General features: G+C 71.3%; 14 protein-coding genes. 5 read left to right on the top strand and 9 right to left on the bottom strand.

Annotated features, from left to right (window positions below; translation table 11 throughout):
* Positions 1-3: 3 nt before the first annotated feature.
* Complete coding sequence (locus VFZ92_RS36470; protein ID WP_330881549.1) at positions 4-816, top strand: MerR family transcriptional regulator; 813 nt, start codon at positions 4-6, stop codon at positions 814-816.
* Between the two features lie 289 nt (positions 817-1,105).
* On the opposite strand, the gene VFZ92_RS36475 is transcribed toward VFZ92_RS36470, so the two are convergent.
* Positions 1,106-1,834: a 3-keto-5-aminohexanoate cleavage protein gene (locus VFZ92_RS36475; protein ID WP_330881551.1), complete on the bottom strand. Its 729-nt coding sequence runs from the start codon at positions 1,832-1,834 to the stop codon at positions 1,106-1,108.
* Positions 1,835-1,971: 137 nt separating this feature from the next.
* Here VFZ92_RS36475 and VFZ92_RS36480 point away from each other — a divergent pair, with 137 nt between their 5' ends.
* On the top strand, positions 1,972-2,196 hold the full coding sequence (locus tag VFZ92_RS36480) for a hypothetical protein (protein WP_330881553.1): 225 nt from the start codon (positions 1,972-1,974) through the stop codon (positions 2,194-2,196).
* Positions 2,197-2,416: 220 nt separating this feature from the next.
* A complete protein-coding gene (locus VFZ92_RS36485; RefSeq protein ID WP_330881555.1) occupies positions 2,417-2,872 on the top strand; it encodes an SWIM zinc finger family protein in 456 nt (151 codons plus the stop codon).
* Here the strand turns inward: VFZ92_RS36485 and VFZ92_RS36490 are convergent.
* The 7 genes from VFZ92_RS36490 to VFZ92_RS36520 all read right to left on the bottom strand — a co-directional run bounded on the left by VFZ92_RS36490 (position 2,816) and on the right by VFZ92_RS36520 (position 10,912).
* The gene (locus VFZ92_RS36490; RefSeq protein WP_330881557.1) at positions 2,816-3,613 is read right to left on the bottom strand and encodes a hypothetical protein; all 798 of its coding nucleotides are present in this window, start codon (positions 3,611-3,613) and stop codon (positions 2,816-2,818) included. The genes VFZ92_RS36485 and VFZ92_RS36490 overlap by 57 nt on opposite strands.
* A 696-nt stretch (positions 3,614-4,309) precedes the next feature.
* A complete protein-coding gene (locus VFZ92_RS36495; protein ID WP_330881559.1) occupies positions 4,310-4,804 on the bottom strand; it encodes a GNAT family N-acetyltransferase in 495 nt (164 codons plus the stop codon).
* Entirely contained in the window at positions 4,797-6,938 is a 2,142-nt protein-coding gene (gene ligA / locus VFZ92_RS36500) for an NAD-dependent DNA ligase LigA (protein WP_330881561.1), read from the bottom strand. Before ligA ends, VFZ92_RS36495 begins: the two co-directional genes overlap by 8 nt.
* 36 nt (positions 6,939-6,974) lie before the next feature.
* On the bottom strand, positions 6,975-7,643 hold the full coding sequence (locus VFZ92_RS36505) for a hypothetical protein (RefSeq protein ID WP_330881563.1): 669 nt from the start codon (positions 7,641-7,643) through the stop codon (positions 6,975-6,977).
* Positions 7,644-7,668: 25 nt separating this feature from the next.
* Positions 7,669-8,403 (bottom strand): succinate dehydrogenase/fumarate reductase iron-sulfur subunit, encoded by a 735-nt coding sequence (locus VFZ92_RS36510; protein ID WP_330881565.1) that lies wholly within the window; start codon positions 8,401-8,403, stop codon positions 7,669-7,671.
* Positions 8,400-10,283, bottom strand: coding sequence for a fumarate reductase/succinate dehydrogenase flavoprotein subunit (locus VFZ92_RS36515; protein ID WP_330881567.1), 1,884 nt, complete (start codon positions 10,281-10,283; stop codon positions 8,400-8,402). Before VFZ92_RS36515 ends, VFZ92_RS36510 begins: the two co-directional genes overlap by 4 nt.
* The gene (locus VFZ92_RS36520) at positions 10,283-10,912 is read right to left on the bottom strand and encodes a succinate dehydrogenase cytochrome b subunit (RefSeq protein ID WP_330881569.1); all 630 of its coding nucleotides are present in this window, start codon (positions 10,910-10,912) and stop codon (positions 10,283-10,285) included. The genes VFZ92_RS36515 and VFZ92_RS36520 overlap by 1 nt, the downstream gene beginning before the upstream one ends.
* A 72-nt stretch (positions 10,913-10,984) precedes the next feature.
* Here VFZ92_RS36520 and VFZ92_RS36525 point away from each other — a divergent pair, with 72 nt between their 5' ends.
* Complete coding sequence (locus VFZ92_RS36525) at positions 10,985-11,926, top strand: LysR family transcriptional regulator (RefSeq protein WP_330881571.1); 942 nt, start codon at positions 10,985-10,987, stop codon at positions 11,924-11,926.
* Here VFZ92_RS36525 and VFZ92_RS36530 read toward each other — a convergent pair.
* A complete protein-coding gene (locus VFZ92_RS36530; protein ID WP_330881573.1) occupies positions 11,861-13,615 on the bottom strand; it encodes a cellulase family glycosylhydrolase in 1,755 nt (584 codons plus the stop codon). The genes VFZ92_RS36525 and VFZ92_RS36530 overlap by 66 nt on opposite strands.
* Before the next feature lie 90 nt (positions 13,616-13,705).
* Between VFZ92_RS36530 and VFZ92_RS36535 the strand changes: the two genes are divergently transcribed.
* Positions 13,706-14,163 (top strand): N-acetyltransferase (locus VFZ92_RS36535; protein WP_330881575.1); only part of this gene is annotated, 458 nt, incomplete at its 3' end.

Genomic DNA, 14,163 nt, shown 5'->3' on the forward strand with positions numbered 1-14,163 from the left:
GTTGTGTTCAGCATCGGGGACTTCGCCAAGCACGGTCGTGTGTCGGTGCGCATGCTCCGCCACTACGACGAGACGGGCCTGCTCACGCCCGCGCACGTCGACCGGTTCACCGGCTACCGCACGTACGAGGGTTCGCAGCTCGCCAGGCTCAACCGGATCATCGCGCTCAAGGACCTCGGGTTCACGCTCGTCCAGGTCGGGGAGATCCTCGACGAGAAGGTCGGCGTCGAGGCGCTGCGCGGGATGCTCCGGTTGCGGCAGGCCGAGCTGGCGGCGTCGATCGTCGCGGACCAGGCCAGGCTGGTGGGGGTCGAGGCGAGGCTCCGGACTATCGAGAGGGAGGGGCTCATGCCTTCCGACGACGTGGTGGTGAAGAGCGTTCCGGCCGTCCGGCTGGCCGAACTGAGCGGTCTGGCGGCGAGCTTCGGCCCGGAGGACGTCGGGCCGGTGATCCAGCCGCTGTACCGGGAGCTGCACCGCAGGCTGGGGGCCGCGGGGGTCGTGCCGAGCGGGCCGAGCGTCGCGTACTACGAGGACGCGCCCGACGGGGTCGTGGTGCACGCCGGGGTCACCGTCTCGTGCGCTCCCGGTGCCGGGGACTTCGAGGTGGTCGACCTGCCGGGGTTGGAGCGGGCGGCGACGATCGTGCACCGCGGCTCGATGGACGACGTGATGCCGACGGGGCAGGCTCTGGGGCGGTGGATCGACGACCACGGGTACCGGTCCACGGGGTACTCGCGGGAGCTGTACCTGGAGTGCCCCGACGACCGCGGCCAGTGGGTGACGGAGTTGCAGGAACCGATCTCGGCTCGGTAGCGGGTGGCGGGGCGGTCTCGGCTCGGTAGCGGTGGCGGGGCGGTCTCGTCGCGGGAGCGGGCGGCGGAGCGGTCTCGTCGCGGTAGGGGGTGGCAGACGCTCGTGGCTCGGTAGACGGGTGGCGGAGCGGTCGTGCCGCGGTGGCGGGTGTCGCGTGGCGGGGTGGTCGTGGCTCGGTGGCGGGGTGGTCGTGGCTCGGTGGCGGGTGGCTGGGCGGTCTCGTCGCGGTAGCCGGTGCCGGTTTGCGGAGGACGTCGGGCGCCCTGGCCCGTGGGGGCGTCGGATCTCGTCAGCGAACGCCCAGGTTGCGGAGGGTGCGGCGGGCGAGGGTGACCAGGGCCGCGTTGTCCCTGGCCGGGGTCCCGTCGGGCAGGTGGAGGGTGTCCTCCAGGCCGATGCGGGTGTCGAGTTCCAGGCGGCCCGCGTGGCCGAGGACGGGCCAGGCCGTGTCGTCCTCGCCGTGCAGCAGCACCGGTAGGCCCAGCGGTTCCAGGACGCTCAGCAGCGCCTCGGCTCGTGGGATCGGGTCGGGTCCCGGACGGACCCCGGCCGAGACCCGCCTGGTGCCGGGCGGCGGGCCCGCGGCGGCCAGCGCCCGCGCGGCCTCCCCGTGGAAGACGCCCAGTTCGATCCCGATCCCGGCCTGGTGCAGCGCGGCGCACACCTCCGACCAGCCGTCCTCGTGCACGGTGACCGAGGCGACGTCCGGCCGCCCCGCCGCCAGCCCCGCCCAGCCCGCCACCAGCTCGGCCCGCCGGACCGGGTCGGGCCGGATCCACGCTCCCGTGGCCACCCCGATCTCCACGCCGGGAACGGCGGCGCGGACCACGGACACCGTCGTCGCCACCTCCGGCCCGGCGAGGACCTCCAGCCCGACCAGGTCGCGAGGGTGCAGGTGCAGCGCCGTGACACCCAGCTCCGCGACCTTCGCGGCGTCCGCCGCGAGTTGGGCCGGTGAGACCGGCAGGGCCGGGTGGCTTCCGAGCGGGCGAGCGCCGTTCAGGCAGGCTTGCAGCACGCGATCCACGTAACCACAGGCGGTTCCCGGTCACCAGGCCGCAGGGCGGCCCTCGCGTCATCACGCGCTGCGGGTTCGGCGCGGGGCGGTGACAATCGGCGCGCACGATCCCCTTCGGGTACCAGGAGGACGCGATCATGGCTGTTTCGGTCAACCTCGACTCGCTGCTGGACAAGGCGTACGAGAACCTGCCGCTCACCGACATCCTCGACGCGCCGGTGGCGGCGCTGTCCGGGGTCAGCGAGGGCGACGCGGAGAAGTTGAAGGCGGCGTTCAACATCAAGACGGTGCGGGACCTGGGCACGAACAAGTACTTCCGGGCAGCGGTGACGTTGCTGGACCTGGAGAAGAACTCCGGCTGAGGCGCGGTCCGCGTCACCGGTCGGTGCTCTCCGCCGTCGCCGGCGGTGCTCTCCCGCTGTCATCGACCGGTGCTCCCCCGCTGTCACCGACCGGTGCTCTCCCGCCGTCGCCGGCCGGTGTTCTTCCCGCCGTCACCGACCGGTGCTCCCCCGCCGGTCGGTGACGGGTTAGGAACACCATCCTTGTGGGTGAAATGTCAGCTCGTAGTTGAATACGATCATGCCGACGCTCACCACCGAGATGCTTCAGCACAAAGCGGGCGCCAAGTCGTTCTGGCGCGGACTGGGCTACCGCGACTCGGTGGTCGAACTGCGGGTGCTGCGCAGGCACGTCGCGGCGCGGGTCGACGGGGCCGATTCGTACTCGGTGGAGCTGGCCTGGCGGGACGGGCAGCTGGCGGGCGAGTGCTCGTGCCCGTACGGGGAGCAGGGGTTCTTCTGCAAGCACCTCGTGGCGGTCGGGTTGGTGCTGCTGGACCGCGGGCACGAGGTGCCTCCCGCCGACGCCGAGGACGTGGAGCTGAGGTCGCACCTGCGGACGCTGGACCACGAGCGGCTGGTGGAGCTGCTCTACCACCAGGCGGGGCGCGACCGGTCGCTGTACGAGCTGATCTACGACTCAGGCGAACCCGCTGAGCCTGCCCATGGCGTCGAGGAACGCGGACATGTCCGCTAGTCCCGCCGGCTCGTACTCGGCGATCCGGCGTTCGGCGTGCAGGACGACCTCGGTGACCCTCGGGGTCAGGTCCTCGTGGGCCACGACGATGAGGGAGTCGGAGTAGGGCTCGTCCACGCCGATCGTCAGGTCGGCGAAGACGTCACCCGGCTGGAGCAGGTCGGCCAGGCTGGGTCTGTCGGGGCTTCGCAGGCCCGCCAGCAGTCGTTCGTGGTCCTGGACGGCGAAGACCGTGACCTCCGCCGTCGCGTCGCCGATGGTGGCGCGGAGCATGGCGATCAGGTCGGTGGGCGAGGTGAGGGCGAACAGGCCGGCCCGCGCGGCGTGCTCCAGTTGCCACGGGGTGGGTTCCGGGCGGAAGGGGACGCACGCCCTGGCCGGGACGAAGCCCTGGTCCCTGGCCACCACGTCGGGAGCGGTCGCCTCGACGTTGTACTCCCAGTCGACGAAGGCCGGGTCCTGCCCGGTGAGCCGCGTCGCCTCGTCCCGGTAGTAGGCGGGGATGGCGAACCTGTTGCCGCCTTCGGTGAGGCGCCAGAGGAGGCCCAGGTAGACCGCCACCTCCTCGCAGTTGACGTTGTTGACGGCGTACTCGGTCATCGGGGTGCGGTTCAGGAGGACGCCGTTGTCGGTCCACTCGTCGAAGAGACCTGGCCAGGGGTCGTCCAGGGGGAGGTCCTCGCCGGGGAGGTAGGCGAAGCGGTGCAGACCGGTCAGCTGATCAGTCTCGAAGCAGATCACGTGGGGATCTTAGAGAGGGGGGATGTTGTGTCCCCGCAAGGAGATTGGGGACTGATTGATCTACGGGCGGGGCTGGTGCGGGTGGGGGTGCGCGGTAGGCGCGGCTGCCGTTGTGGTGTGGCCGATTTGACTCGGGGACCCCTCGATTTGACCCTTTGATCGGGCTAAAGGGCAGGTGGTAGCAACCTGCCCGATCAACGAGGGTAAGGGTCAAATCCTCCGAGTAAAATCGGCCACGGTTCAGGGCAGCGTCCTTGCTTTTGCTGGTCAAGACACTGATGGGCGGTGAGGCGATCACACTTCGCGCCGCCGATCAGGTTGGTTCGGCCCAGATTGGTTGGAGGCTGAGCCAACCCAGGTTCGGCCAACCTGGCCAGGTTGGGCCGACCTGGGTTGGTTTGGATTGACCTGGGTTGGTTTGGTCCGGGCCGGTCCGAGTTGGTCCGGATTGGCCGGTTCGAGTTGGGCTGATCCAGGTTGGGCCGGGTTGGCCTGGTCCGGATTGGGTTGGGCCGACCTGGGTTGGTCCGGGTTGGGCTGGTCTGAAGGTCGCCTCGCTCAGCTGCCCCGGCCTGCCCGGAATTCGCCCCCAGCCCTTCCGACTCCACCCCGCCAGCCCAGCCTTTCCCGACCCCACCCCGCCGGCCCGGCCTCTCGCCCTCCCACCACCTCACCGGAGGTGGCGTCTCGTCCTCGTCAGAGTTCGAGGATGAAGGCGTGGATGGTCAGGTCTGGGCGTGGTTGCCAGTCGCGGGCTGGTAGGCGGGTGAAGCCCTGGCGGGTGTAGAGGCGGTGGGCTGGTTTCATGTGTTCTGAGCTGCTGAGCACCAGGTGGTGGGCGCCCTGTTCCTTGGCCTTGGCCAGCACCGCTCGCACGAGGAGTTCGCCGATGCCCCTGCCCCTGGCTTCCGGGGCCACCGCGAGCATGCGGAATTCCAGTTCGCCCTCGCGGGAGATCTCTGACCACGGGCTGTTGGGCTGGACCACGGTCACCGTGCCCACGACCTCGTTGTCGGCGACGGCCACCAGGAGTTCGGCTTCCCTGGCACGGGCGGCGGCGTTGGCCAACTGGTCCGCGTAGCCGCCGGTGTGGGAGTCGATGTGGTTGTCCGCCAGGTAGGCGGCGACGGTGATGCGGGCCACCGCCTCCCACTCGTCCGGGGTGGCCTGGCGGACGGTGACGTCACTCATCCTCAGCCTCCGCACCGATGGTGGCCTGTTCGGTGGCCGCCGCCGGGCCCTCGGCGAGGAGGGTGCGGAAGCCGTTCTCGTCCAGCACCGGGACCTTGAGCTGGACGGCCTTGTCGTACTTGGAGCCGGGGGCGTCGCCGACCACGACGAACGCCGTCTTCTTCGAGACCGCGCCCGCTGCCTTGCCGCCCCTGGAGAGGATGGCCTCCTTCGCCTCGTCCCTGGAGAAGGACTCCAGGGAACCGGTGACGACGATGGACAAGCCCTCCAGGTTGCGGGGGACGCTGGTGTCCCTGGCCTCCTCCATGCGGACGCCAGCGGCCCGCCACTTGCGGACGACCTCCTGGCGCCACTCGGTTTCCGCCCACTCGCGGACGGCCAGGGCGATGGTCGGGCCGACGCCCTCGGCGGACGCCAACTCGTCCTCGGACGCGGTGGTCATGCGCTCGATGGAGCCGAACTCCCTGGCCAGGGCGCGGGACGCCGTCGGGCCCACGTGGCGGATCGAGAGGGAGACGATGATTCTCCACAGTGGACGCTGCTTGGCGGTCTCCAGGTTGTCGAGCAGCTTCTGCGCGTTGGCGTTGAGGGTGCCCTGCATGGTGCGGAACAGGTCCACCTCCAGCAGCTTGTCCGCGTCCAGGGTGAAGAGGTCGCCCTCGTCGCCGTAGGCGTCCGAATCGGCGAGGGCGACGGCCGCCTCGTAGCCCAGCACCTCGATGTCCAGGGCCGAACGGCTGCCCAGGTACGCCAGGCGCTCGCGGAGCTGGCCGGGGCACGCCTGGGCGTTGGGGCAGCGGATGTCGACGTCGCCCTCCTTCATGGGGCGCAACTGCCAGCCGCACTCGGGGCACGCCAGGGGCATCACGAACGGGTGAGCGTCGGGCGGGCGGACGTCGATGACCGGGCCCAGCACCTCGGGGATGACGTCGCCCGCCTTGCGGATGACGATGCGGTCGCCGATCCAGACGCCCTTGCGCTCGACCTCGCTGGCGTTGTGGAGGGTGGCCCTGGCGACCGTCGAGCCCGCCACCTTCACCGGCTCCATCACGGCGTACGGGGTGACGCGGCCGGTGCGGCCCACCTGCACCTGGATGTCCAGCAGCGTGGTGGTCGCCTCCTCCGGCGGGTACTTGAAGGCGATGGCCCACCTCGGGGCGCGGGAGGTGGTGCCGAGGCGGCGCTGGAGCGAGACCTCGTCGACCTTGATGACGATGCCGTCGATCTCGTGCTCGGCGTCGTGGCGGTGGGTGCCCCAGTGCTCGACGTGCTTGGCGACCTCCTCGAACGAGTCGAGGACCACGGTGTGCGTCGACACGGGCAGGCCCCACGCCCTGAGCGCCTCGTACGACTCGGACTGCCTGCTGGGCTCGAAGCCCTCGCGCTTGCCGATGCCGTGGCAGATCAGCCCCAGCGGCCTGCTCGCGGTGATCTTGGGGTCCTTCTGCCGCAACGAGCCCGCCGCGGTGTTGCGGGGGTTCGCGTACGGCGGTTTGCCCGCCTCGACCAGCTTCGCGTTCAGCTCCGTGAAGCCCTCGACGGGCATGAACACCTCGCCGCGCACCTCGACCAGCGCGGGCACGGGGTACTCGGCGGTGCCCGTCAGCCGCTGCGGCACGCAGGCCATCGTGCGGACGTTCAGCGTGACGTCCTCACCGGTGCGGCCGTCGCCCCTGGTCAGGGCCCGCACGAGCCTGCCGTCGCGGTAGAGCAGGTTGATGGCGAGCCCGTCGATCTTCAGCTCGCACAGGTAGTGCGTCTCGCCGCTGAACGCCTTCTCGATGCGCTCGAACCAGCCGCGCAGCTCCTCCAGGTCGAACACGTTGTCGAGGCTGAGCATGCGTTCGAGGTGGTCGACCGCGGTGAACTCGGTGGAGAACGTGCCGCCGACGCGCTGCGACGGCGACTCGGGGGTGACCAGGGACGGGTGCGCCGCCTCCAGGGCCTCCAGCTCCTTGAGCAGCGCGTCGAACTCGCCGTCGGTCACCGTCGGCGAGTCGAGCACGTAGTAGCGGAACTGGTGGCCCAGCAGTTCCTCCGCCAGGGCGGCGTGGCGCTCACGCGACTCGGTGGGCACGTCCTCGACGCCCTCGGCGGTCGCTGAGGTGGGGTTGAGATCCTCGTTGCTGGTCACGGGTGGAGCGTAACGAGGGGGTCCGACAATTCCGGGCTACGACTCCGGGAGGGGCGGTTCGTCCACACGGGCCAGTGAGCGGACGAGTTCCCGCAGTTCCAGGAGGTCGATGGTGTCCGACGGCTCCTGCGCGGCCGTTTCCACCCGTCCGAGCCACTCCCCCGCCAGGCGCTCACCGAGCGTGACGTCCAGGGGGAGGAACGTCATCGCCCTGCGGGCCTCCTCCTCCAGCTCGGCCAGCTCCGGGTGGTAGACGGCCACGTCGACCGCGCCGTCGGTCACCTGCGCGACGATCCGGAAGTCGCCGAGGCGGAGGTGGTGGCCCGCGAGGTTCACCGTGACCCCGGTCGGGTCGGGCACCGGCGGGACCGAGTCGTGGTACTCCCAGATCATGTCCTCCGGCGGCGCGGCCTCGATCCACGCGTCGGTGTACGGGCGCAGCCGCGGGTCCTCCTGGCCGCTCACGACCAGCGCGTAGATCGCCCGGTGGCCGCGTTCCAGGGAGAAGTGCAGGTCGGGGTGGACGGCGGCGACCAGCTCGCACAGCTCGTTCTCGACCCGGTGCGGCTCGCCGTCGCCGATGGCCGCGCTGACCGTCGGCAGCAGGTCGAACCAGCCCCGCCAGAACGCCACCGCGGCCTCGTGGGGGCTCGGCAGGTGGACCGGGGGCAACGGCTCGGGACGGCGTCGGCGGAACCAGCTCATGCCCCCATTGAACCCCGTGCGCCCGTCACCGGAGGTGGGAACGCAGCAGGTCGCGGTTGAGCTGCGCGATCGTGGTCAGCGGGATGCCCTTCGGGCACGCCGGGGTGCACTCGCCCGCGTTGGTGCAGCCGCCGAAGCCCAGGTCGTCGTGGGTCTGGACCATGTCCTGCGCGCGGCTCCAGCGTTCGGGCTGGCCCTGCGGGAGCGCGCCGAGGTGGGTGGCCTTGGCGGCCGTGAACAGCATCGCCGAGCCGTTCGGGCAGGCGGCCACGCAGGCGCCGCAGCCGATGCACGCGGCGGAGGTGAACGCCGTGTCGGCGGCCTCCTTCGGGACCGGGGTGGCGTGGGCGTCGGGCGCGCTGCCCGTGGGGACGCTGATGTAGCCGCCGGACTCCACGATCCGGTCCAGGGCTGAGCGGTCCACGACCAGGTCGCGCAGCACCGGGAACGGCTTGGCGCGCCACGGTTCCACGGTGATCGTGTCGCCGTCGGAGAAGTGCCGGAGGTGGAGCTGGCACGCGGTCGTGGCCTTCTCCGGGCCGTGCGCGACGCCGTTGATCATCAGCCCGCACATGCCGCAGATGCCCTCGCGGCAGTCGTGGTCGAACGCGACGGGTTCCTCGCCGCGCACCACCAGCGACTCGTTGAGGACGTCCAGCATCTCCAGGAACGACATGTCGGGCGACAGGTCGTCCACCGGGTAGGTGACGAGCGCGCCGGTCGGGCCGGACTGCCGCCAGATCCGCAGGGTCAGCTTCACTTGTAGCTCCTCGTGCTGGGGCGCACGTGCTCGAAGGTCAGTTGTTCCTTGTGCAGCACGGGTTCGCCGCCGGTGTACTCCCACGCGGCCACGTAGGCGAACGCCTCGTCGTCGCGCAGCGCCTCGCCCTCCGGGGTCTGGCTCTCGGACCGGAAGTGGCCGCCGCACGACTCGGTGCGGTGCAGCGCGTCCACGCACATCAGCTCGGCCAGTTCGAGGAAGTCGGCCACCCGTCCGGCCTTCTCCAGCTCCTGGTTGAGGGCTTCCCCGGTGCCGGGGACCTTGACCCGCCGCCAGAACTCCGCGCGCAGCTCCGGGATCCGTTCCAGCGCCTTGCGCAGGCCAGCCTCGTCGCGCTCCATGCCGCACTCGTCCCACATGAGCCTGCCCAGCTCGCGGTGGAACGACTCGGCGGTGCGGTCCCCCTGGACGGCGAGCAGCGCGGCCACGCGGTCCTCGACCTCGCTCACGTCGGGCGTGCACGGGCCGAACGGGCCGTCGGCCAGGTAGTCGCCGATCGTGTTGGGCAGCACGAAGTAGCCGTCCGCGAGGCCCTGCATCAGCGCGCTCGCGCCGAGCCGGTTCGCGCCGTGGTCGGAGAAGTTGGCCTCGCCGACGACGAACAGGCCGGGGATGGTGCTGCGCAGGTCGTAGTCGACCCACAGGCCGCCCATCGTGTAGTGCACGGCCGGGTAGATCCGCATCGGCGCGGTGTACGGGTCCTCGCCGGTGATCCGCTGGTACATCTCGAACAGGTTGCCGTAGCGGGCTTCCACGGTGTCCCGGCCGAGTCGCGCGATGGCGTCGGCGAAGTCCAGGTAGACGCCCCGGCGTTCGTCGGAGATGTTCTTGGCGGCCCGCGAGGCGATGTCGCGCGGCACCAGGTTGCCGAAGCTCGGGTACATCCGCTCCAGGTAGTAGTCGCGCTCGGCCTCCGGGATGTCGTTGGGCGGGCGGGGGTCGTCCCGCTCCACCGGCACCCACACCCGGCCGTCGTTGCGCAGCGACTCGCTCATCAGCGTCAGCTTCGACTGGTGGTCGCCGGAGATCGGGATGCACGTCGGGTGGATCTGGGTGAAGCAGGGGTTCGCGAACAGCGCGCCGCGGCGGTGGGCCCGCCAGATCGCGGTGGTGTTGCAACCCTTGGCGTTGGTGGACAGGTGGAACACGTTGCCGTAGCCGCCGGTCGCGAGCACGACGGCGTCGGCGGTGTGCGCGGACACCTCGCCGGTGACCAGGTCCCGGACGACCACGCCGCGGGCGCGGCCCTCGTGCACCACCAGGTCGAGCATCTCCGTGCGGGGGAACGAGGTCACGGTCCCGGCGGCGATCTGCCTCGCCATCGCCTGGTAGGCCCCCAGCAGGAGCTGCTGGCCGGTCTGGCCGCGCGCGTAGAACGTCCGGGACACCTGCGCGCCGCCGAACGACCGGGTGTCCAGCAGTCCGCCGTACTCGCGGGCGAACGGCACGCCCTGCGCGACGCACTGGTCGATGATCCGCACGCTCAGCTCGGCCAGCCGGTGCACGTTCGACTCGCGCGACCGGAAGTCGCCGCCCTTCACCGTGTCCTGGAACAGCCGCCGCACGCTGTCGCCGTCGTTGCGGTAGTTCTTGGCCGCGTTGATGCCGCCCTGCGCGGCGATGCTGTGGGCCCGGCGCGGGCTGTCCTGGTAGCAGAACGACGTGACGCGGTAGCCGAGTTCGCCGAGCGACGCGGCGGCCGACGCACCGGCCAGCCCGGTGCCGACGACGATCACGGACAGCTTGCGCTTGTTGGCCGGGTTGACCAGCCGGGCGGACAGCCTGCGCTGCTCCCAGCGGTTCTCGACGGGGCCGCCGGGAGCCCTGGTGTCGGCGATGGGGGTGCCTTCGGTGTACATCACTTCACCACTCCGAGGACGATTGCCGCGGGGACGGACAGGTAGCCGGCGCAGATCGCGCAGGCGATGACGAGCGCGATGCCGCGCGGGGCCGTGACGCCGAGGCTCTGCAACGCGCTCCACGCGCCGTGGCGGATGTGCAGGCCCAGCGCCAGGACGGCGACCGCGTACGCCAGGACGACGTACCAGAGCTGGAAGTCGGCGACGAGGTTGTCGTAGACCTCGCCCTGGACGCCGTGGGGGTTCGCGACGCCCGCCGTGAGGTCGAGCAGGTGGTAGACGACGAAGAGGGTGATGATCACGCCGCCCCAGCGCATCGTGCGCGCCGCGTAGCTCTGCGGGCGGCGGCCGTGCTCGTACCCCCGCGGGCGGGCCCTCCGGGCGCGGCGGGCGAGTTGGACCGCCGCGACCATGTGCGCGCCGACGCAGAGCAGGAGCCCGAAGCGCAGCGGCCAGACGACGCCGATCTCGCGCAGCCAGCGGGCGTAGCCGTCGATGGCGGCCGGTCCGGAGAACACCGTCAGGTTGCCGATCATGTGCCCGACGACGAACAGCAGCATCCCGACGCCGGTCACGGCCATCACGGCCTTCTTGCCGACCGTCGACCGGTACAGGCGGAGTGTGTGCACGTCAGCGACGGTAGGCGCGGTTTTGACGAGTCGTCCAATACATCGAAAGCCTCGGTTCGATAGCCTTGGGCTATGACGCTCCAGCAGCTCGCGTACTTCCTGGCCGTGGCCAGGACGCGGCACTTCACCCGCGCCGCGGAGGAGTCCCGTGTGGCGCAGCCCTCACTGAGCAAGCAGATCCAGGCGCTGGAGAAGGAGCTGGGGGCCGAGCTGTTCAGCCGGGCGCGCGGGAACGTGGCGCTGACGCCCGCCGGTGAGGCGCTGCTGCCGATCGCGCTGCGGATCCTGTCCGATGTGGACACCGCGCACCTTGAGGTGGCCGAGCTGGTCGGGCTGCGCAGCGGCCGGGTGCGGGTCGGCGCGCCGCCGAGCCTGTGCGCCAGCCTGTTCGCGGACGTGCTGAAGCGCTACCACGACGCCTATCCGGGGATCCGGCTGCTGGTGACCGAGTCCGGGTCGCGCGACCTGGAGCGGGACCTGACCGCGGGCGCGCTGGACCTGGCGCTGGTCATCGCGTCGCCGGGGCTGTCGCTCACCGCCGTGCCGGTGCTGTCGGAGGAACTGGTGGTCGCCTCCGCCCGGCCGCTGGGCCGCGACCGGGTGCGGTTGAGCGACCTGAGGGACGAGCCGGTGGTGATGTTCCGCGAGGGCTACGACCTGCGGGAGACCACCGTCGCCGCCTGCCGCGCGGCCGGGTTCGAGCCGCGGTTCTCGGTGGAGGGCGGCGAGATGGACGCGGTGCTGCGGTTCGTCGAGGCCGGGCTGGGCGTCGCGCTGGTGCCGAGCATGGTGCTGGCCACCCGGCCCCTGCTGCACGGCACCCCGCTGGCGGCGCCGGGCATCAGGCGGACCATCGCGCTGGCGCACCGCACGGACGTCGCGCCGACGGGTGCGGCGCGGGCGTTCCGCTCGGTGCTGCTGAGCTTCCTGCGCGGTGCGGAACTGCCGTCAGGGGTTCGTGCGGCCGACCCAGTCGCGAAGCTCGGCCGCGGCCGCGGCGCGCTGCTCGGGTGACGCCGGGGTGTTCGCGACCAGCGCGAAGCGCAGGCCGTCGGACGCGGTGAGCAGCAGCCGGTCCCCCGTCGTCGTCGCGTCGGCGTCGGTCACCACGGTGGTCGTCGTGAACGTCCGCGGCAGGTGCAGCTCGGTCGGGGCACTGCCCGTCGAACGCCACACCAGGACGCCGTACCGGCCGCCGCCGACCAGGGCCCGCACGGCGGGCATGGTCGCCGGGACCCGGTTCCAGACCGGCGTGGTCGAGCCGTCCCTGGCCAGGTCCTCGTAGGTGAACGCGACGGTGTCGCCCGCGACCGCGAGCGGGTAGAGCCGGTCGACCAACCTGCTGTCGACGGTGAGCAGCGGGGTGCCCGCGTCGTCCAGCCGCACGGCGGAGAAGTGCTCGTCGTTCATGGCGTCGCCGTCGGTCTTGACCTTGTTCGGGTTGTCGTTCATCAACTCGCGGTGCCTGCCGTGGTTGACGTCCCAGTGCCACTGGCTGCCCGACAGCGCCGGACCGGAGTCGGCGGGGCGGGCCCACCAGTCCGCACCGGAGAGGCGGGAGTCGAGCGACTGGTAGATCGCCTTCAGGATCGTCGGCGTCTTGTCGGAGGTGTAGCCGGCGACCGGGTGGCCGAACTCCGAGACGATCGACGTCGTGCCGAGGGCAGTGGCCCGGTCGGCGATCCGGCGGAAGTCCGCCGAGTACTCGCCGTCCTTCGCCTTGCCGGGCTTGAGGATTCCGGACTGCGCCCTGCCGTCGTAGAAGTGGGAGTTGAACGCGTAGCGGTCGCCGAGGTGCTGGACCGCCGGGAAGCCGCCCGGTTCGGCGAAGGACTCGACGTTCTGGTTCCAGAACACCAGCGGTTCCACGAAGGCGGCCTTGCCCGCCCAGCCCTCGGCGTCCATCACCGCCCGGAACCGCTGGTAGAACGGCCACAGCAGGTCGCGTTCCCAGTCGGTGCTCGACTGGCCGGCGTCGTAGCGGCCCGCGTAGGGCTCGTTGATCGGGTCGACGCCGAGCAGCAGCCGGAACGCGCTCGCGGACAGGTTCGCCCTGAGGTGCCGCAGGGTCTCCCCCGCCTGGCGGAGGAAGGCGTCGCGGATCCGGACCGGGCCCGCGGCCGTGGTGATCTCGCGGTTGTGCCAGAAGTCGTACGTGGCGTCGGTGACGGCCCGGTTGCTCTTCATGTTCTGGCCCCAGTGCACGCACAGGCCGCACGACTCGCGCGGGTAGCCGCCCGCCCGCACGACCCACGCGGGCGCGCCGTCGCCGGTGTACCAGCTGTCGGGGTTGAAGAGGTACCGCGAGTAGAGGTCCTGGTGGAAGTCCAGGTAGACCAGGATCCCCTCGTCGGTGAACGCGCTGACCTGCTCGGTGACGCGGTCGAGGTAGGCGTGGTCGATCCGACCGGGCTCCGGTTCGACCCAGGCCCAGGTGACCAGGAACCGGGCCGAGTTCGCGCCGGTCATCTCCTTCATGGCCCTGGCCGACCTCCGCGCGTCGGCCGTGGTCGCGAACGGCAGGCCGCGGTTCTCGGCGAGCTTCGCGGTGCCGGAGACGCTGAAGCCGCGGAGGGTGACCTCGCGGCCCCGGTCGTCGCGGAACGCGCCCGCCTGGACGTGGACGGCGGTGTCGTCCTGGGCCGCTCCCGCCGTGGGAACCGGGACCAGCAGCGCCGCCAGGAGCAGGGCGATCAGCCTCATGCGGGCCAGCGTAGGGAAGGTGAATCTTACTCACATCCGCCGTTCGGATATTCGGTGGTGCTCCGGCGGGCGGTACCTAGGGTGGGTCCCGTGCTGATTCGACGCGAAGTGCCCGGTGACGTGGACGCCATCCGATCGGTGACCGAGGCGGCGTTCGCCGCGCGTCCCGGCGGGGAGCACGAGCTGGTCGACCGGCTGCGGGCCGACGCGGGGTGGATCCCGGCGCTGTCGCTGGTAGCGGTGGCGGGTGACGCCGTCGTGGGGCACGTGGTGTGCACGCGGGCCACTGTGGACGGTGCTCCGGCGCTGGGGTTGGGGCCGTTGAGCGTGCTGCCGTCGCACCAGCGGGCGGGGGTCGGGAAGGCCTTGGTGCACGCGGTGCTGGGGGCCGCCGACGCGCTGGACGAGCCGCTGGTGGTGCTGCTGGGGAGTCCGGATTACTACTCGCGCTTCGGGTTCCGGCTCGCCGCGGAGTTCGGCATCACGCCACCGGTCGAGGAGTGGGCGCCGCACTTCCAGGCGCGGCCGTTGAGCGCCTTCACCGAGGC

It is taken from the genome of Umezawaea sp. (assembly GCF_036375055.1).
Taxonomy (GTDB): domain Bacteria; phylum Actinomycetota; class Actinomycetes; order Mycobacteriales; family Pseudonocardiaceae; genus Umezawaea.

What these genes read in the sequence shown, in the direction of transcription:
- VFZ92_RS36495 (WP_330881559.1), bottom strand. Translation starts at nt 4,804, where the DNA reads ATGAGTGACGTCACCGTCCGCCAGGCCACCCCGGACGAGTGGGAGGCG.
- VFZ92_RS36530 (WP_330881573.1), bottom strand. Translation starts at nt 13,615, where the DNA reads ATGAGGCTGATCGCCCTGCTCCTGGCGGCGCTGCTGGTCCCGGTTCCC.
- VFZ92_RS36485 (WP_330881555.1), top strand. Translation starts at nt 2,417, where the DNA reads ATGCCGACGCTCACCACCGAGATGCTTCAGCACAAAGCGGGCGCCAAG.
- VFZ92_RS36505 (WP_330881563.1), bottom strand. Translation starts at nt 7,643, where the DNA reads ATGAGCTGGTTCCGCCGACGCCGTCCCGAGCCGTTGCCCCCGGTCCAC.
- VFZ92_RS36480 (WP_330881553.1), top strand. Translation starts at nt 1,972, where the DNA reads ATGGCTGTTTCGGTCAACCTCGACTCGCTGCTGGACAAGGCGTACGAG.
- VFZ92_RS36525 (WP_330881571.1), top strand. Translation starts at nt 10,985, where the DNA reads ATGACGCTCCAGCAGCTCGCGTACTTCCTGGCCGTGGCCAGGACGCGG.
- VFZ92_RS36515 (WP_330881567.1), bottom strand. Translation starts at nt 10,283, where the DNA reads ATGTACACCGAAGGCACCCCCATCGCCGACACCAGGGCTCCCGGCGGC.